General features: G+C 36.7%; 19 protein-coding genes and 1 riboswitch. Of the genes, 12 read left to right on the forward strand and 7 right to left on the reverse strand.

The window, feature by feature from the left end; translation table 11 throughout:
- Nucleotides 1-16: 16 nt before the first annotated feature.
- From aceB to GZ63_RS0106935, 3 genes are all read left to right on the forward strand, one after another.
- Nucleotides 17-1,627 carry a malate synthase A gene (aceB, locus tag GZ63_RS0106925; protein ID WP_029268179.1) on the forward strand — a complete coding sequence of 537 codons (1,611 nt, stop codon included), beginning with the start codon at nucleotides 17-19 and terminating at the stop codon, nucleotides 1,625-1,627.
- Nucleotides 1,620-2,897 carry an isocitrate lyase gene (aceA, locus tag GZ63_RS0106930; protein WP_029268181.1) on the forward strand — a complete coding sequence of 426 codons (1,278 nt, stop codon included), beginning with the start codon at nucleotides 1,620-1,622 and terminating at the stop codon, nucleotides 2,895-2,897. Before aceB ends, aceA begins: the two co-directional genes overlap by 8 nt.
- Nucleotides 2,898-3,376: 479 nt before the next feature.
- A complete protein-coding gene (locus GZ63_RS0106935; RefSeq protein ID WP_038221034.1) occupies nucleotides 3,377-4,825 on the forward strand; it encodes a C40 family peptidase in 1,449 nt (482 codons plus the stop codon).
- Between the two features lie 92 nt (nucleotides 4,826-4,917).
- On the opposite strand, the gene GZ63_RS0106945 is transcribed toward GZ63_RS0106935, so the two are convergent.
- From GZ63_RS0106945 to GZ63_RS0106960, 4 genes are all read right to left on the reverse strand, one after another.
- Nucleotides 4,918-5,511, reverse strand: coding sequence for a cob(I)yrinic acid a,c-diamide adenosyltransferase (locus tag GZ63_RS0106945; RefSeq protein WP_029268185.1), 594 nt, complete (start codon nucleotides 5,509-5,511; stop codon nucleotides 4,918-4,920).
- Nucleotides 5,512-5,610: 99 nt separating this feature from the next.
- Nucleotides 5,611-7,017 carry an ABC transporter ATP-binding protein gene (locus GZ63_RS0106950; RefSeq protein WP_029268187.1) on the reverse strand — a complete coding sequence of 469 codons (1,407 nt, stop codon included), beginning with the start codon at nucleotides 7,015-7,017 and terminating at the stop codon, nucleotides 5,611-5,613.
- Nucleotides 7,011-8,096, reverse strand: coding sequence for a FecCD family ABC transporter permease (locus GZ63_RS0106955; protein WP_404814838.1), 1,086 nt, complete (start codon nucleotides 8,094-8,096; stop codon nucleotides 7,011-7,013). Before GZ63_RS0106955 ends, GZ63_RS0106950 begins: the two co-directional genes overlap by 7 nt.
- The gene (locus GZ63_RS0106960; RefSeq protein ID WP_029268190.1) at nucleotides 8,047-9,033 is read right to left on the reverse strand and encodes an ABC transporter substrate-binding protein; all 987 of its coding nucleotides are present in this window, start codon (nucleotides 9,031-9,033) and stop codon (nucleotides 8,047-8,049) included. The genes GZ63_RS0106955 and GZ63_RS0106960 overlap by 50 nt, the downstream gene beginning before the upstream one ends.
- 133 nt (nucleotides 9,034-9,166) lie before the next feature.
- A riboswitch (cobalamin riboswitch) is annotated at nucleotides 9,167-9,348 on the reverse strand.
- A gap of 151 nt (nucleotides 9,349-9,499) precedes the next feature.
- On the opposite strand from GZ63_RS0106960, the gene GZ63_RS0106965 reads away from it, so the two are divergent.
- Complete coding sequence (locus GZ63_RS0106965; RefSeq protein ID WP_029268192.1) at nucleotides 9,500-10,090, forward strand: nitroreductase family protein; 591 nt, start codon at nucleotides 9,500-9,502, stop codon at nucleotides 10,088-10,090.
- A 45-nt stretch (nucleotides 10,091-10,135) separates the two neighbouring features.
- Here the strand turns inward: GZ63_RS0106965 and GZ63_RS0106970 are convergent, their stop codons facing one another.
- The 3 genes from GZ63_RS0106970 to GZ63_RS0106980 all read right to left on the reverse strand — a co-directional run bounded on the left by GZ63_RS0106970 (nucleotide 10,136) and on the right by GZ63_RS0106980 (nucleotide 12,943).
- A complete protein-coding gene (locus tag GZ63_RS0106970) occupies nucleotides 10,136-10,561 on the reverse strand; it encodes a GlcG/HbpS family heme-binding protein (protein ID WP_038221032.1) in 426 nt (141 codons plus the stop codon).
- Nucleotides 10,562-10,612: 51 nt separating this feature from the next.
- A complete protein-coding gene (gene fdhA, locus GZ63_RS0106975; RefSeq protein ID WP_029268195.1) occupies nucleotides 10,613-11,827 on the reverse strand; it encodes a formaldehyde dehydrogenase, glutathione-independent in 1,215 nt (404 codons plus the stop codon).
- Nucleotides 11,828-12,037: 210 nt separating this feature from the next.
- Nucleotides 12,038-12,943: a LysR family transcriptional regulator gene (locus tag GZ63_RS0106980; RefSeq protein WP_029268196.1), complete on the reverse strand. Its 906-nt coding sequence runs from the start codon at nucleotides 12,941-12,943 to the stop codon at nucleotides 12,038-12,040.
- A gap of 523 nt (nucleotides 12,944-13,466) precedes the next feature.
- Here GZ63_RS0106980 and solA point away from each other — a divergent pair.
- The 8 genes from solA to GZ63_RS0107040 all read left to right on the forward strand — a co-directional run bounded on the left by solA (nucleotide 13,467) and on the right by GZ63_RS0107040 (nucleotide 20,898).
- Nucleotides 13,467-14,642 (forward strand): N-methyl-L-tryptophan oxidase, encoded by a 1,176-nt coding sequence (gene solA / locus GZ63_RS0106985; RefSeq protein ID WP_029268197.1) that lies wholly within the window; start codon nucleotides 13,467-13,469, stop codon nucleotides 14,640-14,642.
- Between the two features lie 192 nt (nucleotides 14,643-14,834).
- A complete protein-coding gene (locus GZ63_RS0106995; RefSeq protein WP_029268198.1) occupies nucleotides 14,835-15,623 on the forward strand; it encodes an ABC transporter ATP-binding protein in 789 nt (262 codons plus the stop codon).
- Nucleotides 15,623-17,377 carry a putative ABC transporter permease subunit gene (locus GZ63_RS0107000; RefSeq protein ID WP_029268199.1) on the forward strand — a complete coding sequence of 585 codons (1,755 nt, stop codon included), beginning with the start codon at nucleotides 15,623-15,625 and terminating at the stop codon, nucleotides 17,375-17,377. Before GZ63_RS0106995 ends, GZ63_RS0107000 begins: the two co-directional genes overlap by 1 nt.
- Nucleotides 17,378-17,533: 156 nt before the next feature.
- A complete protein-coding gene (locus GZ63_RS18085) occupies nucleotides 17,534-17,704 on the forward strand; it encodes a hypothetical protein (protein WP_198020915.1) in 171 nt (56 codons plus the stop codon).
- Nucleotides 17,705-17,725: 21 nt separating this feature from the next.
- On the forward strand, nucleotides 17,726-18,502 hold the full coding sequence (locus tag GZ63_RS0107010; protein WP_029268200.1) for a TatD family hydrolase: 777 nt from the start codon (nucleotides 17,726-17,728) through the stop codon (nucleotides 18,500-18,502).
- Nucleotides 18,503-18,699: 197 nt separating this feature from the next.
- Nucleotides 18,700-19,194, forward strand: a complete 495-nt coding sequence (locus GZ63_RS0107020; protein WP_029268201.1) for a DUF1648 domain-containing protein — start codon at nucleotides 18,700-18,702, stop codon at nucleotides 19,192-19,194.
- 383 nt (nucleotides 19,195-19,577) lie between these two features.
- Nucleotides 19,578-20,117, forward strand: coding sequence for a hydrolase (locus tag GZ63_RS0107035; protein ID WP_029268202.1), 540 nt, complete (start codon nucleotides 19,578-19,580; stop codon nucleotides 20,115-20,117).
- A gap of 385 nt (nucleotides 20,118-20,502) precedes the next feature.
- On the forward strand, nucleotides 20,503-20,898 hold the full coding sequence (locus GZ63_RS0107040; protein WP_051681419.1) for an IS110 family transposase: 396 nt from the start codon (nucleotides 20,503-20,505) through the stop codon (nucleotides 20,896-20,898).
- Nucleotides 20,899-20,973: the final 75 nt, after the last annotated feature.

Genomic DNA, 20,973 nt, shown 5'->3' on the forward strand with positions numbered 1-20,973 from the left:
GAAAGGAGTGATGTGGATGCCAACGATCAGGAGGGAATTACAAATTAAAAATCAAGTCAGACCTAGATATGAGGAAATATTAACAGAAGATGCTTTGCAATTTATAAAAAATCTCCATCATAAATTTGATGAGAGACGTCAATATTTAATGTCGATTCGAGAGCAGATGCAGCAAAAAATAAACGAAGGGAAAAAACTTGATTTCCTGTCTGAGACAAAACATATTCGCGAGGGAGATTGGACCGTAGCACCTTTACCAGATGATTTACAAGATAGACGTGTAGAGATTACCGGATCAGTTGATCGTAAAATGGTCATTAATGCTCTTAATTCAGGGGCAAAAACATATATGGCTGACTTTGAAGATGCGACATCACCGAGCTGGGAAAATATAATGAATGGTCAGATTAACTTAAAAGATGCCATACGAAAACAAATCGATTTTCAGGCAGAAAACCAAAAAATGTACCAATTAAACGATGATCCAGCTGTACTTATTGTAAGACCCCGTGGTTGGCACTTATATGAAAAAAACATTACCGTAAACAATAAACCAATTTCAGCTAGCTTAATCGACTTTGGACTTTATTTTTATCATAATGCAAATGAATTACTAAATCGTGGAACAGGCCCATATTTTTATTTGCCAAAAATAGAAAATCATCTGGAAGCACGACTATGGAATGATGTTTTTATATTTGCGCAAGAAGAGCTTGGAATACCACAAGGGACAATAAAAGCTACTGTACTCATTGAGACAATAACTGCTGCATTTGAGATGGATGAAATATTATATGAATTAAAAGATCATGCAGCTGGGCTAAATTGTGGACGCTGGGATTATATATTCAGTTTTATTAAAAAATTCCGTGAAAATTCTGATGTGCTATTACCAGATCGTTCTTCCATTACGATGGCAACGCCGTTTATGCGTGCATATTCTTTACTGGCGATTCAAACTTGTCATAAACGTGGAGCTTTAGCTATCGGGGGGATGGCTGCACAAATTCCGATAAAAGAGGATGAATATGCAGATGAAGAAGCATTTAATAAAGTTCGTGCAGATAAAAAAAGAGAAGTGACGGACGGACATGATGGAACATGGGTTGCTCATCCAAGAATGGTTCATTTTGTGAAAAATATTTTTGATAAAAGAATGTCTGCCCCAAACCAAATAAATAACAAAATTGAAATAGATATTTCACAAAAGGACTTATTACAAACACCTAAAGGAAACATTACGGAAAAAGGGCTGCGAACAAATATTAGTGTGGGGATTCGTTATATAGGAGCTTGGCTAAAGGGGGAGGGAGCTGTACCGATTAACCATCTAATGGAAGACGCAGCAACCGCGGAAATTTCACGTGCTCAAGTATGGCAATGGATCCGTCATCAGGAGGGGATGCTTGATGATGGGAGGAAGATAACCTTTGATATGGTAGATGAAATGATTGCTGAAGAGTTAGATAAAATGCTTGATCAAATGGGAGAAAGTTCATTTTTAGATGGAGGTTATCCAAGAGCGGCAGAAATATTTACTATGTTAATCCACAAAGAAGAATTTGAGGAATTTTTAACAATTCCGGCATATAAGGAATTAATTAAAGGAGGACTTATAAATGATTGAAAAACGTGCTGAGCAATTAAGAAATGAATGGGAAAAGGACTTAAGATGGGTAGGTATTGAGCGTCCGTATACAGCAGAAGATGTGATACGTTTACGTGGATCAATGGATATCGAGTATACCCTTGCTGAAAAAGGTTCTAAAAAGTTATGGGATTTAATTAATAATGAAGATTATGTAAATGCATTAGGGGCGTTAACTGGTAACCAAGCAGTTCAACAAGTAAAAGCAGGCCTAAAAGCAATTTACTTAAGCGGCTGGCAGGTGGCTGCAGATGCAAACCTAGCTGGACAAATGTATCCAGACCAAAGTCTATATCCGGTAAATAGTGTACCTAATGTAGCAAAACGGATTAATCAGGCATTACAGCGCGCGGATCAAGTTCACTATGCCGAAGGGGATGACTCTATCGATTGGTTCGCTCCCATTGTTGCGGATGCTGAGGCAGGTTTTGGTGGTCAATTAAATGTCTTCGAATTAATGAAATCAATGATTGAGGCTGGTGCTTCAGGTGTTCATTTTGAGGATCAGTTAGCTTCTGAGAAAAAATGCGGACACTTGGGAGGAAAAGTATTACTGCCGACCCAAAATGCTGTTAGGAACCTAATCGCAGCTCGTTTTGCAGCAGATGTGATGGGAACGCCAACTGTTATTATCGCTCGTACGGATGCGAATGCTGCTGATATGATTACAAGCGATGTGGATCCGTATGATGCAGAATTTATTACAGGTGACCGAACTACAGAAGGATTTTTTAAGACGAAATCAGGAATTGATCAGGCAATTGCACGTGGTTTGGCTTATGCTCCATATGCAGACCTTATCTGGTGCGAAACATCCGAACCGGACCTAAAAGAAGCACAAAAATTTGCAGATGCCATCCACGAGAAGTTTCCTAATAAACTATTAGCATATAATTGTTCACCATCCTTTAATTGGAAGAGTAAACTAACGGATTCAGAAATTGCGAATTTCCAAAAAGAAATTGGAAAAATGGGCTATAAATTCCAGTTCGTAACACTGGCTGGGTTCCACGCGCTTAATCATAGTATGTTTGAGCTTGCCCGTAAATATAAAACAACTGGCATGGCTGCGTATTCAGAGCTTCAGCAAGCTGAATTTGCTAGTGAAGAGAATGGGTATACTGCTACACGTCACCAGCGTGAGGTTGGAACAGGTTATTTTGATGAAGTATCACAAGTCATTTCAGGTGGAACATCTTCAACTGGTGCTCTAAAAGGATCAACAGAGGAAGCTCAATTTAGTAAATAAGGATAAATTGTTGTGTAGTGACTTTAATTTTATCAGAAGGTGTCCTTTTTGTTTACTAAAAATCGTACGGAAAAGTAAAATAAAGAAGTTCGGGAGTTCCATCTAGAGACGGGACTCCCGAACCTTTTTTACATTTACTGGGGTTTTGCCCCGGCCTTATTTAATTTGGTCTCTTGGGTAAAGGCAAATTTTAATCAAAATTGGAAATAGTAGAACAATTTGTTGTAGAAGTTGCAGTAACAATGTTTATTATAAAAGGTAAATTGATGGTAGGTAACAAGGAAAAATGTCATATTTTGAAATAGTATTGTAATGTTTTTAATACATTATTGTCATTATGGAGTGGTATAATTCGAATTGCCTAGTATTTTAGGAGAAAATAATCATTACTGCTTTATGACAAATTTAATAGATACATACATAGAACAAAAGATGCGGTATTGAAATGCTAGAAAAAAGGGGAAAGTCAATTGAGAAAAATGATAATGACAGCGACAACTGTTGCTGTAGTAGGCTTAGGGAGCACAATATTTAGTGGTTTTGCTCATGCAGAATCTATAAGCAATCTAGAAAATAAACAATCACAGATCCAGAATGAACGTGCAGAAATCAAAGCAGATTTGTCAAAAGCGGAGGCCGAGGTTGCAGATGTTTTATTTGATCTAAAAGAATTAAATGATGAACTGAATCGCATTAACAGTGCATTAGATGAAAACCAAGCAAAAATGGCAGAAACAGAAGAAGATATTTCTAAAACAAAAAAAGAAATCAATAAACTCGATAAAGAAATAAAAAAATTACAAGACAAAATAGAAGAACGCTATGAAATTCTAAAAGACCGTATAGCCTCTTACCAAAAAAGTGGTGGAGATATCCAGTACCTGGAGGTATTAACTGGAGCTGAAGATTTTGGAGATTTTATTAGCCGATCTTCAGCAGTATCTAGGATTACTGATTCCGATAAAAGGCTGATGGAGCAACAGCAAAAAGATAAGGCTAAGGTAGAAGAAAAGCAGGCAATTGTAGAAGGAAAGCTTGACGAACAAAAAGAGAAAAAAGTAGATTTAAATGAAATGAAATACATCATTACAGAACAAAAGGAACAAAAAGAAAAGAATCAACAAGATTTAAAGGATAAAGAAACAAAGCTTACTGACATGAAGGAAAATTTACAAACAGAGGATAGCAGTCTAGCAGCTCTAGAATCAGAAATTAAAGATGAGATCGAAGCAGCTAATACTCCGGAAGAAACCAGCAATACAGAATCAGAAGAATCTGATGCGGACGAAAACGAAACGAATACAGATTCCGATTCAAGTTCCGATAATGAATCAGAATCTAGCTCATCAGAATCTCGTTCAGATGAAAATAACGCTAGCACAGACGAGAACGATTCAAGTTCAAGTGAATCCAATGAAAATTCAAACCCTAATTCTACAGATGCTAGTTCTAATAATAATTCTACCGATCAAAAAAGCAATTCAAAAAGTGAAAAGAAACCTGCTAAAAAGGAAAATACATCACCGGAACCAAAACCAAATGGAAATATAGGTACAGTGATTAATGCTGGAAATAAATACATTGGAAATTCAACTTATGTTTTCGGCGGTGGGCGTACGGAAGCAGATATTCAAAAAGGAAGATTTGATTGCTCCGGCTTTGTTTCTTGGGCTTATTCAGAGGCTGGAATTTCAATACCTGCAAGCACTGGAGCTTTAACAGGAGTAGGTACAACAGTCTCACCGGATAATATGCAACCAGGTGACCTAGTATTCTTTAATACCAATGGAACAAATGGTCACGTAGGCATTTATATAGGCAACGGTAAATTTATCGGTTCTCAAACCTCTACTGGTGTAGCAGTTGCTGACATGTCAAATGGTTATTGGAAAGATAATTTTTCTGGTTTAGTAAAAAGAGTCAAATAACATTTTAATAGAGTAGAAAAAGCGTATGAATGTTTACATGGACTTCATACGCTTTTTTGTTTTGTAAAGAGGGCACATGGCCTTTAACAGCATTATCCATTTTTATGTTCACCTTTTTTATTCGTTCCTCTAAAAACCTTTGCACTGCGGATATATTCTACATCCGAAACATGTAATCGAGCATTTATTACCCGGGCAATAGCAAAAAAATAATCGGAAACACGATTCACATATCTTAAGACAATCTCAGGAATACCATCTTGTGCTTTCATTAAAGATACAATTAGCCGTTCTGCTCTTCTTGTAACTGTACGTGCGATATGTATAGAAGCGGCAGGGCTGGAACCACCTGGTAGAATAAAACGCTCTAATTTTGGTGCTTCGTTAATGTATTCATCCATTTTTTCTTCTAAATATGCAACCATTTCTTCACTCATTTTGTATTGATGTTTATCTGTTATATAAGCTAGGTCAGATCCGCAATCAAATAATTCATGTTGGATTTTTTCCAAGTCATCCAATATGTCTTTAAAAAGTTCTTTATCTAATTCTGCAACTGCTTTTCCTACAAACGAATTCGCCTCATCCAATGTCCCATATGCTTCAATACGGATATCATCTTTACTCACTCGTCCTCCAATTACACTTGTAAACCCCTTGTCTCCGGATTTTGTATATAGTCGCATTCGTTTTTCCTCCTTTTTATCACGAAGATTTACTTCATGTTATCACATTTCAAATGGACATTAGTCATATTTCTTATGAAATGTCTTTAAGGGTGGTGCTTATTGGGTGTTCCTTATCACTTTTTTAATAAGCGTGTAAACACCTCCTCTAATTGCTGTAACTAAAACAGAGGTGGAACTGGCATTAGATAGAAACTTACCTTGTTGCGTAGCTGCAATCAATATATTGTCTGTTGAAGCTGTATCTGCAGTTTTGTTTGTTTTAGAAGTTGCTATATTCATATCCTTTAATGCTTCCACTTTTGCTTCCATGGCCGACATTACCGCTTGAATAAATGCTGTTTCTTTTAGCTTTCCATTCACAAATATCCATGTATTTATCGCATTTTCGGCCCCAGCTATTACTACAATGAACAAAGAAAACTGATTTTCCCTCCAAAATTGAAATGCTACGTGATCACGTTTAATTGCAGTCATCATGCCGACAGTTGCTTTCGGATGAAAGTTATGTGTTATTAGGTGCCGCTGCATTATATCGTGAGCAGGATCATTACAGTTTTCCGCCTTATTTATATCACAAATTACAAAATAAGAATGCCAGCCAACCCCAGATCCGCATATGCCTGTTGAAAGAGTGCGAAGCGGGATAGGGGATTTAAGGAGAATATGTTCCTTTTTCACCACTAAGTAAGATTCATCTATTTTTATATTATTTTCAAGCTTTAATTCCGATCGCGGCATCATATGTAATTGTGGCTTAGCAACTTCCGGGTGAGGGTGAGTTTTAACGGTTGTTTGGTATACCTCTTCGATTATTGGTTCAGTTAATACTTGAATAGGTGTATCCAACATTTTCGTTTGTCCACGGCGTAATAATAAGAGTCTGTCACAATAAAGACTTGCCAAATTTAAATCATGGAAAATAGAAATGACTGTCATTTTTTGTTCGGCAGTCGACTTTTTTAGTAAATCAAGTAGTTCTTTTTGGTGTGCCAGATCAAGATGGTTCGTGGGCTCGTCAAGCAATAGAAATTGTGGTTGTTGTACTAATGCTTGAGCTAGAAAGACACGCTGTTGCTCTCCACCTGATAATTCATGTAGAGAAGCTTCAGCGAATCTCTCAACATTTGTTTGTTTCAATATCTTTTGGAGGATTGATTCATCGGTTTCCGTCCAAGTTTGGAAAAGTCCGTTATGATGCGCATACCTCCCAAGTGCAATAGTGTCTTTAACCGTGTAAGGAAATGTTTGTGATGTTAATTGTGGCAAGACGGCCATTGTCCGAGCTAATTCCTTTTTTGAAAAACGGGTTATGTTTTTATCATTTACTAGAATAGAGCCTTGCGCGACAGGAATCAGTCCACTGATCATTTTTAATAATGTTGTTTTTCCACTTCCATTTGGACCTACGATACCAAAGAATTCGCCCTTTTTAACAGAAAAGGTAACATCTTTAATAATAGGGTGATCCGCGTATCCTCCTGATACATGATCTACTGTTAACATGATGCACCGCCTTTACTTGTTTTTCTTTTTCTCATCAAAATTAATGCAAAAACGGGCGCTCCAATTAATGCAGTGATCACTCCAATCGGCAGCAGTTGTGGTGAAATAATTGTTCTTGAAACAAGATCCGCTAAAATTAAAAAGCTAGAACCTGTTAAAATGGATAAAGGTAAAAGGTGCGTATGATCAGGTCCCCATAAAAGTCTTGTTAAATGGGGAATCACCAATCCGACAAATCCAATCGCACCAGATACTGCAACTGCTGCACCAGTTAGCGTTGATCCTGCAGTTAAAACGATTAGTTTTCGTCGTTGAACATCAACACCCAGATAATGCGCACGTTCTTCACCAAATGACATCGCATTTAACTCTTTGCTGTTTGCCAAAAGTAATAAAGAGCCAACCATAAAAAATGGAAGAATAATGGCAATGTATTTCCATCCCCGCATGGAAACACTGCCTAACAACCAACCAATAATATCAGAAAGCTGATCACCAGATAATGCGATAATTAAAGAAATAAATGCACCTAGAAATGAATTGAAAATAATCCCTGTTAAAATAATTGTCTCCACACGCATTGTACTCTCTACTTGGCGGGCAAAAAAGAGAACGAGCATTATCGTGATAAAAGCTGCGCTAATACTTAATATTGGCAACGTATAAAGGCCAAGAAGCGGGAGGGTAATATTAAAAAACAAAGTGGAAACCGCTCCGACAGATGCTCCAGACGATACTCCTAGAATATATGGGTCTGCTAATGGATTTCTCAACAATCCTTGGAAAGCCGCTCCAGCAATAGCGAGAGAGGCTCCAACAAATCCTGCCAACAGTACTCTGGGCAGTCGTATTTGGTAAACGATATCAATATACATTGGATCTATATCATGAGTAAAAGATAAATGTAGCAATGGTGATAAAATAATAGGAAAAATATCAGTAACCGGCACCGCAACACTGCCAACAGCAATCCCAAATAAAATGGATACAATGAACATAAGAAAGCTAGCAAGGTAAGCTATAACATATTTACTCTTCAAAAATTTCAGGATAGACAACCTTTGCCATCTCCTTCGCACCATCGACTAAACGCGGACCTGGTCGGCTGACTAAATCTGCATCAATATCAAATACTTGCTTCTCTTTAATCGCAGTTACGTTACTCCAGCCATCACGGTCTAATACTTGATCAACCGGGTTATCTATATAGTCGCCGTATGTCGTAAGAATAACATCGGGATTTAACTCAACAATCGCCTCAGGATCCAACTGGACCCAACCCTCTTGTTCTTTAGCCGCATTATCTGCATGAATAATGGTTAATAATTCTTGCCAAAAAGTATTCTTCCCTGCCGTGAATATTTCTGGTTCAGGCGAGGATTCCATAAATACGGATTGACGATCTTTGTCTTGGATTGCCTCTGTCTTTTCTTGAATTTCAGCAAATCCCTCTTTCATATCTTTAATCATATCATCTGATTTATCCTCTGTTCCTGTAATGGTGCCAATGTTTTTAATAGATGTGTAGGCAGATTCAATGCTTTGTGCGTCTGTAACAACAAATACTGTAATATCTGCATCACGAAGTTGTTGCAATGCTTTTTTAGAATATTCTGCGCCTGATTCATGTGCTAAAACAAGGTCAGGTTGTAGGCTAATGATTTTTTCGACGTTTAATTCCATTCCGCCAATTTTATTGATCTCATCAACTTCTTCGGGGTAATTATCATGATCAGATACACCAACAATCTTATCTCCCAAGCCGAGTGCAAAAGAGATTTCTGTATTACTTGGCATTAAAGAAACAATTTTCTCAGGTTCTTCTTCCATGGTGATTTCGTTATCAAGCGCATCTTTGACAGTTATCGGAAAATCAGTGTCTGCGTCTGCCATCTGCTTTTGATTGCTATTCACATTATTTTGTTCAGATGCGTTATTCGTATCTTCTGATGAGCAGCCAATGAATAGGCCAAAAGATAGAAAGAGCATCAATAAAAGCGATAGAACCCTTTTCATTATAAAAAACCTCCTATTATTATGTTTAAATGAAAAAAACGTCTCCACATAGAACGGGAAACGGACATGTAAAAGTTAACAACCCTAATAGAAAAAGGGTTGTCCTTCTAAACCATCCTGTTCCTCGCAGGTGTGGTGTATTAAGATACAGGCAGGTCTCCTGACTTATGGTCATCGCTATACTGTTCCTTCCCATCCAATAGACAGTGGCACTGACAGTAGGCTCGCACATACAGTGGCGGGACCGTGTTGGATTTTCACCAACTTCCCTTTTAAGCATTCAATGAAGAAATCACCAGTATCTCTTTTAATTTTTTCATTTTGGATAATTATACCTGAAAAAAATAAAAAAGGAAAAAGTGAATTTGTCAAATCCGAGTAGAATTATTTTCATGTCGGGGTAGAAGTAGTATGATAAAGTATGTATGTTTTATTTCGAAATTGATTATAACAGGAGGTAACATATATGCAAGATGTACAAGAATTTAGGAAAGCATCCTACGATATTGATCCGATTTATACCAAGCGTTGGTCACCGCGTTCTTTTTTAAATAAGTCAGTTCCAGAGGATGTGTTGCACAGTATATTTGAAGCTGCACGCTGGGCACCTTCAGCAGCAAATATTCAGCCATGGAGATTTATAATCGCTCGAACAGAAGAGGACCGGAAAAAGTTTTTAGATTTTATGTTCGATGGAAATGCCATTTGGTGTGATAAGGCACCTGTTTTAGTGGCAGTTGTCTCCAAGACAGTATCTGAATTTACAAAAGGGTATAATCCATCACATGCCTTTGATACAGGAACAGCCTGGGGCTATTTAGCATTAGAAGCTGCTCGAAAAGGATTAGCTTCACATGCAATGGGTGGATTTCATAAAGATAAGGCAAAAGAAATTTTAAATATTCCAGAAGATTATACGGTACATGCGATTATAGCGGTTGGTTATCGAGGTGACAAACAAACATTGCCGGAGAAATTCCAGGACAGAGAACAACCTTCAAACAGAAACGAAATAGAAATGTTTATTTCTGAAGGAGCGTTTGAAGAGAAATTATAATCAAATAGGGAAGGCTTTGCTTGATGGCAAAGCCTTCCCTATTTTTTAACGAGTACCTACACCTAAACCATTGAAAACCTTAGCTCCAGCCTCTGCAACCTGAACATCATGGTCAACAGAACTTCCACTCACACCGATCGCTCCTACCACTTTGTTATCTTTAATAAGTGGAATTCCGCCGCCAAAAACTACAATGCGTCCATTATTTGTTGTGTTAAGGCCGTATAGTTCAGCATTTGGAACAGTAGCTGCTTCTAAATTGCTCGTAGGCATTTTTAGTGCAACAGAAGTCCAAGCTTTATTTTGGGCAATATCAATGCTCGCAAGCCAAGCATCGTCCATACGATGGGTTGCAATTAAATTTCCGCCTTCATCCATAATAGAAATAACCATGGAAACTCCAATTTTTTCAGCTTCTTTTTCAGCACCTTCAATTAATTGTTTGGCTGTCGCTAAATTCATTTTACTCATAAAAATTACCTCCTAATTTTAAATATTTGGTAAATTCATTATAAAAATTTACTACTTTAACATTCCGTGCGGGTCAATGACGAATTTTTTTGCAACACCGCCATCAAATTCCTTATACCCGGCAGGTGCATCATCTAGCGAAATAACTGTTGCATTAACAGCTTTAGCAATTTGAGCTTTTCCGCTTAAAATAGCTTGCATTAAATCTCTATGATACTTCATTACAGGCGTTTGACCAGTCACAAACGTGTGTGCTTTTGCAAAACCTAATCCGAAGCGTATTTTTAACGTTCCTTCTTTGGCCTCTGCATCCTCAGCACCAGGATCCCCCGTTACGTACAGACCTGGAATACCTAAACGTCCGCCAGCTCGAGTAGCTCCCATGATAGAATTTAGAACGGTGGCCGGAGCTTCTCCTGCTCCTTCTCCGTGTCCGCTTGCTTCAAAGCCAACAGCATCGATAGCACAATCCACTTCAGGAATTCCGAGGATTTGTTCGATTTGTTCTTCCAGTTTATCATGTTGTCTTAAATTTACCGTTTCACATCCAAAGCTTCTTGCCTGAGCTAGTCTTTCTTCAATCAAATCTCCAACAATAACTACGGAGGCACCCAAGATTTGTGCAGCATGAGCAGCAGCTAATCCAACAGGTCCAGCACCTGCTACATATACCGTTGAACCTGGTTTTACACCTGCACTAACAGCACCATGATAACCAGTAGGGAAAATATCAGACAACATTGTTAAATCAAGTATTTTCTCCATCGCCTGATCTTTATCCGGGAACTTTAAAAGTTGAAAATCTGCGTATGGAACCATCACATATTCGGATTGGCCACCGACCCATCCGCCCATATCTACGTAGCCATAAGCAGATCCAGGTCTATCTGGATTAACATTCTCACAAATATGTGTATCTTGCTGCTTACAATTTCTGCACCTTCCACATGCAATATTAAATGGAACAGATACAAGATCTCCTTTTTTTATGAATTCGACATCCCGTCCAACCTCAATCACTTCACCAGTGATTTCATGTCCAAGAACAAGTCCTGAAGGGGCGGTTGTTCTGCCTCGAACCATATGCTGGTCACTTCCACATATGTTTGTAACAATAACCTTCAAGATTACCCCGTGCTCACATTTTCTTCCAACGTTTAATGGGTTAACTCCAGGACCATCTTTTAATACAAGATCAGGAAAGCCAATTTCACGAACCTCGACTTCTCCAGGTTTTGTGTATACGACACCTTTATTAGTTGCCATTCAACTGCCTCCTATCATTTTTAACTTGTAGTAAATACAATCATTTTACAGATTTATTTATTTCCCCCTTTTTCCATTTGATTAAGTATTCTAGGATGTGCTATTTACTTACCCCTATCATAAGCTGCTTTAGTTATCAGGTAAAATAGCTAATATTGATAGTTGCTATCACTTGAACAGATAGCATAATTTTTTATTGATTAATTTTATTCATTGCTCGTGGTAAGCTCTGAAAATTGGTTTAACTAAGGGAGGATAAACAACATCTGTAAATTTATTGATTGTCTCGATAAACTTATTCATGGTGTTTGTCATATATGCATCAGAACGCCGTATAAAAGAAGTGGATATTCGACTATATTTATCAGGAATTTCATGGCATTGAATAATACCATCCAATTCTAATTGTCGAACGGTAGACTGGGGTACAAGGCTGATTCCAAGGCCTGAGATGACACTTCCCAGAATGGTTTCTAACGTACCGAATTCCAATACTTTTGAATTAATGACTCCTTCATGTTTAAGCCAGTCTTCCAACCGGGCACGATAATTACAGCCTAAATTAAAAACAAGAAGAGGTTTCTGTTTTAGGTCATCAAATGAGGTTTTTTCATTGCTGGATATTAGGACTAAATTTTCCTGGAAGACGTCCACCTTATCAATATTAGGGTGAGATTCGAACCCAGTGACAAAAGCACCGTCCAATTTCCGTTTGAGGAGTTGATCGATAAGTTCTTTAGTCACGCCAGTGATAAGCGATAAATCAACATTGGGGTAGTTTCTGTGGTAGTTGGATAAGATAATTGGTAATTTAATAACGGTTTCTACTGTACCAATTTCCAGTATTCCTGAGGGGATATCGGGATCTTTAATTGCTTTTTCCATTTCGTTTACCATGTGAATGATCTTTTCAGAGTAGTTTAAAAGCATCTTTCCTTCTGAATTTAGCGTTGTTCCTCGACTGTGCCTGTGAAATAATTGTGTGTTTAATTTTGTTTCTAAAGATTTTATTCTGGCAGTTACATGTGATTGAACGTAGCTTAGTTCATCTGCAGCTTTACTGATACTTCCATTTTTAGCAACGCTTTGAAAGATCAGCAAATCTTTTATTTCCAATTGAAACCACCTCCAATTTTAATTTCTTAAATACCGATAGCTATCTTTTCTTGTCATCTCTATAAATAATAGGTACATCTATGCACTATGTTATAATAAATTGAAAATATTAACAAGTAAGAAAAGCGGGAAAACAGTTACGGCTTTAAAAGGTTTGTATGAGAATCGCTTTCGATTTTGATATATATAAAGTATTAAAATTTAAAATTCTAATACTATATATATCATCGAGTAATCTAATCTATATTAGTAATATTTAATCGCACATCGTATAATTGATTCAAATATATTTTTTGATAACGGGCAATATTTGGATATAAGGGATTGATAAACATAGGAGAAATAAAGCGAATACGACAAAGAATTCAACTTAGTTAGAAGATAAGCTATCAGTATGTAAGATACCAACCATCATTAACTATCATTATACGCGAAGTAGTATGCATTGTATAATTAACATAAATAAAATCAGAATTATATAAAAACTGTTTTATAGGAAATTCATCTAAAAGGAGGAACATAAATGACGAAGCATTATGATGTAATTGTAGTAGGGGCGGGTTCTATGGGGATGGCTGCTGGGTATTATTTGGCACGTCAAGGAGTTAGGACGCTATTAATAGATGCTTTTGACCCACCACATGATCAGGGAAGTCATTTCGGTGAAACGCGTATTATTCGGCATGCTTATGGGGAAGGAAGAGAATATGTTCCGCTTGCACTTAGAGCTCAGGAATTATGGAATGAGCTTGAGAAGAAAAGTCATCTAAAAATGTTTACACAATCAGGAGCGATGGGATTTGGCCCTAAAGGTGATTCTCCATTCATTGATGAGGCAATAGCTAGCGGAAAAGAACATCATTTAGAGGTGGATTATCTTACAGGTGCGGAAATGAAAGAACGATTTCCAGGTTTGAATGTACCGGATGATTATAGTGCCTTTTTTGAGCCTCATTCGGGATTTTTGTTTAGTGAAAATAATATTAAAGCATACAGGGAGCTTGCTGAATACCATGGGGCTGATTTATCTGTAAATAATCCGGTTGAAAACATTGAAGCTTATGAGGGTTCTGTTAAGGTAATTACGAAAAAGGAAACTTTTATTGGCGATAAATTAATTATCAGCGGTGGTGCTTGGAACAAGAAAATAGCAGCCAAACTCAATCTTGATCTTGCACTTATTCCTTCTCGTCAACCAGTTGCCTGGTTTGAGGCCGATGAAAAATTGTTTAATGTGAATGTATTTCCTACATTTATGGTGGAGGTTCCAAGAAGGGATAAGCGAGCAATTTATTATGGTTTTCCAACTTTTAATGGATGTGGACTAAAAATAGGCAGACATGAGTATGTAGATGCAGTTGATCCAGATACAATGAATCGGGAATTTGGTTCTGATGCAAACGATGAAGGTCATCTGCGAGAATTCTTGGACGAATTCATGCCAAAAGCTTCAGGAGCCCTGAAAAAAGGGGTGATTTGCATGTATACTAGAACCCCGGATGGTCATTTTATTATTGATAAACACCCAGAATACCCACATATTTCCATCGCAGCTGGATTTGCTGGTCATGGATATAAATTTGCAAGTGTTGTAGGTGAAATTTTGTCACAATTGGCTATATCAGGGGAAACAGATCATGATATATCCCTTTTTAAGATTGACCGACCAAGTCTTAAAATGGCAAAAACTAAAACTTAATATGTGATACAGGTTTTAGGTGTCCGATTTTCCTGGACATCTTTTTTATTTAACTGAGTTGTAATGCGGTTGGCGCTGAATAAGTATTGCGTAATCATTGCTAAATGATTCATTTGTTTAATCATGTTTTGACCCTTTCCTCTTTAAACCATTACAATGAAGTATAAAGTGAATTTGCCTAGGGGGAAAACCATGAACACAACATCTATTAAACTAACTGATTTATCAAAGGTTTACGGAAAATATGAAGCAGTTAAAAATTTGCAGCTGGAAGTACCGCGGGGAGAATTATTTGGATTTTTAGGACCCAATGGTGCAGGGAAAACGAGCACGATTAAAATGATGACCGGTTTGCTTGAGCCAACGAAGGGGACGGTGAAAGTTGCTGGTATCAATATATGGCAAGATCCTCTTGAAGCTAAAAAGCGGATTGCCTATGTACCGGATCAGCCGAATTTGTATCCGAAATTAACTGGATGGGAGTATCTGCAGTTTATCGCGTCTGTGTTTCGTATTCCTAATAAGAAATTTCAAGTTAAAGCGGAAGAGTTATTACATATATTCAGTTTGACAAATAGAGTAGATGAATTAATAGAAAGCTATTCTCATGGGATGAAACAAAAAATTGCGATTTGCGGTGCACTTATTCATGAACCAGATGTGTTATTTTTAGATGAACCAACTGTAGGATTAGATCCAAATAGTGCCCGCAGTTTAAAAAAATTATTAAGGGAATTGTGTGATCATGGTATGACAGCGTTTGTTTCGACACATATACTGGAAATTGCCGAACAAATGTGTGACCGTATAGGGATTATATTAGAAGGAAGAATTATCGCATTAGGTACTATGGGTGAGTTAAGGGAACATAAGGGCAGCACAAATAGGAGTTTGGAAGATATTTTTCTTGAACTGACCGGAGGCGAGGATCAGCAAGCCTTGATTAGTGAAATTTCCAAAACAGATCAAGGTGATAAATAATGATGAAACCTCTTTTGAAAAACCAATGGAAAATTATAACAAATACATTACAGACGCAGAGTTTGAAAAATTATATAAGTTATGTAATAGCCTTTGGATTTGTTGCGTTCTTTCTATTTTTAATTTGCAGAGGTATATGGGAAATTAGTGATGCGATTACACAACCAGTTTTATTCGGCATTTTATCATATGGTTTTTTAATGATTATTGGATTTATACTGTTATTAGGTTTACCTCAAGTGTTTAAACATTTGTATTCTGCAACTGATTTAAACTTGTTATTTACTTTACCGATCCCAACGCAGTATATTTTTTGGATGAAGTATTTTCAAAGTTTCATTGGTATCCCATTCTTCACTTTTGTGTTTTGTCTTATCCCTTTAATAATGTACGGTATTGTCGTTGAAGCTCATTTTCTGTATTACCCAGTCGCCTTTATTGTGTTGCTTGCATTTACGATTATCGGATTGTCGCTTGCTTATTTATTTAATCTCATTCTGATTCAAATCATACCAGCGAGTAAAGCAAATGAGTTTATGACAATGATGAGTGTTTTATCTGGTTTATTTGTTTATTTATTGCTTATGCTTCCAAATTGGATGAATAACCAATCAATGAATGAACTTCTTTTATCTGGACTGCCATTATTTCCGGACTGGTTTCCTGTTAATTGGGGCAGTGAGGCAATAATTCATGCTTCCCATGGATCAATTCACTTACTTCTGCCAACTTTAATGCTGCTGCTATTAACTGTAATTTGTATGGTTTTATCTACATCTTTGGTTGAAAAGGGATTCCGTACTGGCTGGATTCGATTAAATGAAGGAAGTAGCCAAAAGAAAAAAATAAAAAAACGACAGACGTCACATCCCCTCTCTCATCCGGTAATTGCCGTTGGAATAAAAGAATGGTATGCAATTAAACGGGATATGCGTGAATGGCTTGCTTTTATGCCAATGCTTTTCTTTATGATATTTCCGTTAATTGGTTTTTTAAACGGCGACGCTAAACTTAATGATATACGAGTTTTCAATGAGGTATCATGGCCAATTGCCCAAGGCGCAATATTATTTTTACATGCCATTTTAAACGGAACACTCGCAGCTTCCTCCATTGGTCGTGAAGGGTCTTCTGCCTGGATACTTCGTGTATTGCCGTTGCCGGGAAAATACATTGCAATTGGAAAATTATGGATTAGCTGGCTTACGCCCTTTGTATTGCTGACTTTTTTTGAAATAATTGTCGGGGTTATCTTAGGCTGGACGTTTTTTCAGTTTATTACAGGTATTGTAATAAAAGCAGTTATCTCAATAGGTATTAGTTCAATAGGATTGTGGCTTGGGACAACGGGAGCAAAGTATAACCCGGAAAACCCGCAAGCACGGTTGAAATTTGGTACATCTATTATTTTAATGGTGTTATCTTATGTCTATATATTTTTTGCGTTGATTCCATACGTGATCTTAATAATTCCAGCAGAAACGGCGTCTATTGCAGCAGAAGTAAGCCATGATATTTCGGGATTTTTCGGAGCAATTATCGGCATTGTTGCAACATTATTAGCGTGGAAAGCAAGCAGTCCTTTTATAGTAGGAATACTTTGCATTATCGTTATGCTCATCATATCTTCTGGAGTCGCAATAATTTTTACTATGGTAAGTGCAAGAAGAATGGATAGAGGAATAGAAATTGATTTTGTAAATGGAACGAAAGCAATTTCGGGCCGGAGGACACCTAGTAAGCGTTTGTATTAGTGAGGAAAGGAATGATGAATGGAAAATTGATTGATTTAAAGTTGTCCATAAAAAGTTCCATATCCATAACTTAAATATTTATATTGGAGTTTTGCTGCACTGTTTATTTTTTAAAAAACTTTTTTGTTAGAAATCAAAGAGAGAGGGGCAAGTCTGATGAATGAAGAATATGTTGTTGGATGGGGGACATTGGCTTTAATTAATGCAGGTCTGGCTCAAGGGAAAAATAGGAGTGGCTTAAATTGGTTTTTGCTGTCACTATTCCTAGGTCCAATAGCAACATTACTATTAGTAATAGTAGAAAAGAGAGCAAATCCTGAAGAATGAGAAAACTGAAGGGGTGTTCATATGCACCATACCATTATTGATTCACATATCCATCTTGATGTTTATCCTGAAAAAGATCAGGAAAATATTTTACAAGATCTAGAAAAGCATCAAATAGAAGCACTTATTGCGGTTTCGCAGCACTTGGCCTCTGCAGAAATTAATTTGGCATTGGCTAAGAGGAATACAAGTATTAAACCCGCATTTGGTTTCCATCCGGAACAAACATTGCCTGCTGACAGTGAGATTGCTGAACTGCAACAATTTATTGAAAAGAATCAAAGCAAAATGATAGCAGTTGGGGAAGTTGGTTTACCCTATTATCTGAGGAAAAAGAACCATGCGTTTTCACTTGAAGCTTATATTGAAATTTTAGATCTATTTATTGAACAAGCAGCTCAGCTAAATAAACCAATTGTTTTACATGCAGTGTATGAAGACGCTCCAATCGTTTGTGAGCTGCTTGAAAAGTATTCTTATCATAAGGCACATTTTCACTGGTTTAAAGGTGATCAAAAAACAATTCAACATATGGCAAAAAACGGGTATTATATTTCAATAACGCCAGACGTCCTGTATGAGGAAGAAATTCAATATTTGGTTAAAACTTATCCGTTATCGCAAATGATGGTAGAGACAGATGGGCCCTGGCCATTTAAAGGACCATTCACGAATACAATGACCCATCCTAAAATGCTTCACGAATCAATTCGAAAAATCGCAGCGATTAAGCAGATGGAGATTTCTGGAGTATATGGCAGGTTGTATAATAATACGAAAAGATTTTATGACCTTTAAGAAATTATACATTTAAACATTACACCGGCTAAAATAAAAATACCGCCTAATATGGCTATCCATGTTATTATTTTGTATTTATTCATAAAAAATCCCTCCCATCATTATATTTATTATCTTTTCGATGGAAAGATGTTTAAAAGTAAGCATCAAGTGGCCGAATCATATAATTTCTTCTTAAAGGAAAGGGGAAGTCAGTGAAAAATCGCCCAGTTTTAAAAATTAAACAAACACCTATTGAGAAAATATTAAATATAATTGCCTTTGTCATTTTTTTAGGAAGTATCCTTTACATTTTATTTGAATGGTCATCGATGCCAAATGAAGTTCCAGGGCATTATAATGCTATTGGGGAAGTTGATCGTTGGGGGAGAAAAGGAGAATTATGGATTGTTCCATTTGTCGGGTTGGTGTTATGGGTAGGGTTGAGTATCCTTGAAAAATTCCCTCATATTCATAACTACAGTAATTTAACGGAAGATAATGCAGAACAGCAATATAAAAATTCCCGACTGATGTTAAACTTTCTAAAAAATGAAATACTGCTGATCTTTGCCTATATAAATTGGAAGGACATTCAAGTAGCAAAAGGTCAAGCAGAATCATTAGGAATTTGGTTTTTACCGATATTCCTTATAATCATTTTTGGTACATTGATTTTCTTCGTTTTAAGATCCCTTCGATTAAAATAAAGATGATTGATATCAACAATGTTTTTTCTGTTTAAACTTCTCTACTTAATGGAACGATAAAAATAAGTGAACAAAATAAAAGGAGACAAAAATGAGACGTTTAATTCGCAGACTTATAAAATATGGTCCAATTATTTATCCTATCATTCGGAAAATAATCATGAAGATAAGAAGAAAGAAAGATAATTACAAAGTAAGTGATAAAAAATAAACTGCAGATATACTGCTACAATCCATGTTAAGGAGGGAGTTCATCATAAGAAACTCCTTCTTTTGCTTTATGAACTGCTTTCACAATGAAGTTGCCCCTTCTAAGATATCGTGTTATTTTAAGTATAATCTAAAAATTAATAATAATAAAAATAAAGGGGAGGGGATGGCGGATGATCAATAAGGATGAAACGGTATTTGTGTTGGTCGATGTACAGGGGAAATTAGCAAAAATCATACATGAAAGTGAAGAACTATTAGAAAATATTATTACTTTAATTGATGGATTGCGTGCCCTAGATATACCAATTCTTTGGCTGGAACAATATCCTAGAGGCTTAGGGCCAACGACAAAAGAAGTAGCTAACCATCTAGATGGATTAGAACCTATCTCAAAAATGACATTTAGTGCTTGTAAAAATAAAGAATTTATGACAGCACTTAAGGCTTCAGGCAAAAAACAGGCAGTTGTTGCAGGAATAGAAGCTCATGTTTGTGTTTATCAAACGTCAGCAGAATTAAAAGAATTAGGATATGAGGTACAGGTAGTTGCAGACGCAGTATCCTCTAGAACATTAGCGAACAAGGAAATAGGTCTTGAAAAAATGAAAGAGGTTGGTGTCTTAAGTACAAGTGTTGAGATGATCTTATTTGAATTAATGGAAACTGCAGAATGTGAAAAATTCAAAGAAATTAGTAAATTGATAAAATAATGATGAAATGATGTCCTTCGATGTAAATAGTCCATAAAGAAAACGAAAGAGCTGGGACAAAACCCCAGTAAATGTAAAAGAAGTTCGGGAGTCCCATCTCTAGATGGAATTCCCGAACTTCTTTATTTTACTTTTCTGTGCGATTTATACTTATTTAGTAATCCCGTTGACTACTTGCACTGCAGGAGGCTGCTTTCCGCCAGCCTCCTCGGAAGAAAACTACTTCCTACGGGGTCTTCAGACTCGTGCTGTTCCCACAGGAGCATTCCTGTCGGATTAGTGTTCAGGTACTTGTAATAAAAAAGGTTAACAGATTATGAATACCTTATTTCTATTCCTGGCATTAGTAAAAATACTGTTACAGAATTACTAGCTGAAGGAAATGATGGATAAACTCGATTCACCAATCGTAACCATACCCGGAATTTCCTATCGACTTGGAAGTAAAATCATAGCAGAAATAGGTGACATCCACAACTTTAATAACCTAGGTCAGCTATTAGCTTTTGCTGGAATGGAACCATCCATTTATCAATCCGGCCAATATCAAGGAACTGGAAAAATGGTGAAACGTGGATCACCACACCTCCGATGGGCGATGTATCATGCCTCGAGATTGATTTCTATATATTCACCGACGTTCAAGGCATATTATGAAAAGAAGCTCTTAGAAGGCAAACATTATAATGTGGTGTTAAGCCATGTAGCGAAGAAATTAATTAGAGTCATATTCCATTTCATGCGGACAGGCGAATTATATAAAGAAGTTGTTTATACGTAATATTTTGACCGTTATAAAATACTAAAGTTTAACAAAAATACACAGCTTGATGATTAATTTTAAAATCATTAACCA

Source organism: Virgibacillus alimentarius (assembly GCF_000709085.1).
In the GTDB taxonomy this organism is placed as follows: domain Bacteria; phylum Bacillota; class Bacilli; order Bacillales; family Amphibacillaceae; genus Virgibacillus_B; species Virgibacillus_B alimentarius.

Bases quoted from the DNA above. Each gene is read 5' to 3' on its own strand.
- aceB (WP_029268179.1), top strand. From the start codon at position 17: ATGCCAACGATCAGGAGGGAATTACAAATTAAAAATCAAGTCAGACCT.
- aceA (WP_029268181.1), top strand. From the start codon at position 1,620: ATGATTGAAAAACGTGCTGAGCAATTAAGAAATGAATGGGAAAAGGAC.
- GZ63_RS0106935 (WP_038221034.1), top strand. From the start codon at position 3,377: ATGATAATGACAGCGACAACTGTTGCTGTAGTAGGCTTAGGGAGCACA.
- GZ63_RS0106945 (WP_029268185.1), bottom strand. From the start codon at position 5,511: ATGCGACTATATACAAAATCCGGAGACAAGGGGTTTACAAGTGTAATT.
- GZ63_RS0106950 (WP_029268187.1), bottom strand. From the start codon at position 7,017: ATGTTAACAGTAGATCATGTATCAGGAGGATACGCGGATCACCCTATT.
- GZ63_RS0106960 (WP_029268190.1), bottom strand. From the start codon at position 9,033: ATGAAAAGGGTTCTATCGCTTTTATTGATGCTCTTTCTATCTTTTGGC.
- GZ63_RS0106965 (WP_029268192.1), top strand. From the start codon at position 9,500: ATGCAAGATGTACAAGAATTTAGGAAAGCATCCTACGATATTGATCCG.
- GZ63_RS0106970 (WP_038221032.1), bottom strand. From the start codon at position 10,561: ATGAGTAAAATGAATTTAGCGACAGCCAAACAATTAATTGAAGGTGCT.
- fdhA (WP_029268195.1), bottom strand. From the start codon at position 11,827: ATGGCAACTAATAAAGGTGTCGTATACACAAAACCTGGAGAAGTCGAG.
- solA (WP_029268197.1), top strand. From the start codon at position 13,467: ATGACGAAGCATTATGATGTAATTGTAGTAGGGGCGGGTTCTATGGGG.
- GZ63_RS0106995 (WP_029268198.1), top strand. From the start codon at position 14,835: ATGAACACAACATCTATTAAACTAACTGATTTATCAAAGGTTTACGGA.
- GZ63_RS0107000 (WP_029268199.1), top strand. From the start codon at position 15,623: ATGATGAAACCTCTTTTGAAAAACCAATGGAAAATTATAACAAATACA.
- GZ63_RS18085 (WP_198020915.1), top strand. From the start codon at position 17,534: ATGAATGAAGAATATGTTGTTGGATGGGGGACATTGGCTTTAATTAAT.
- GZ63_RS0107010 (WP_029268200.1), top strand. From the start codon at position 17,726: ATGCACCATACCATTATTGATTCACATATCCATCTTGATGTTTATCCT.
- GZ63_RS0107035 (WP_029268202.1), top strand. From the start codon at position 19,578: ATGATCAATAAGGATGAAACGGTATTTGTGTTGGTCGATGTACAGGGG.
- GZ63_RS0107040 (WP_051681419.1), top strand. From the start codon at position 20,503: ATGGATAAACTCGATTCACCAATCGTAACCATACCCGGAATTTCCTAT.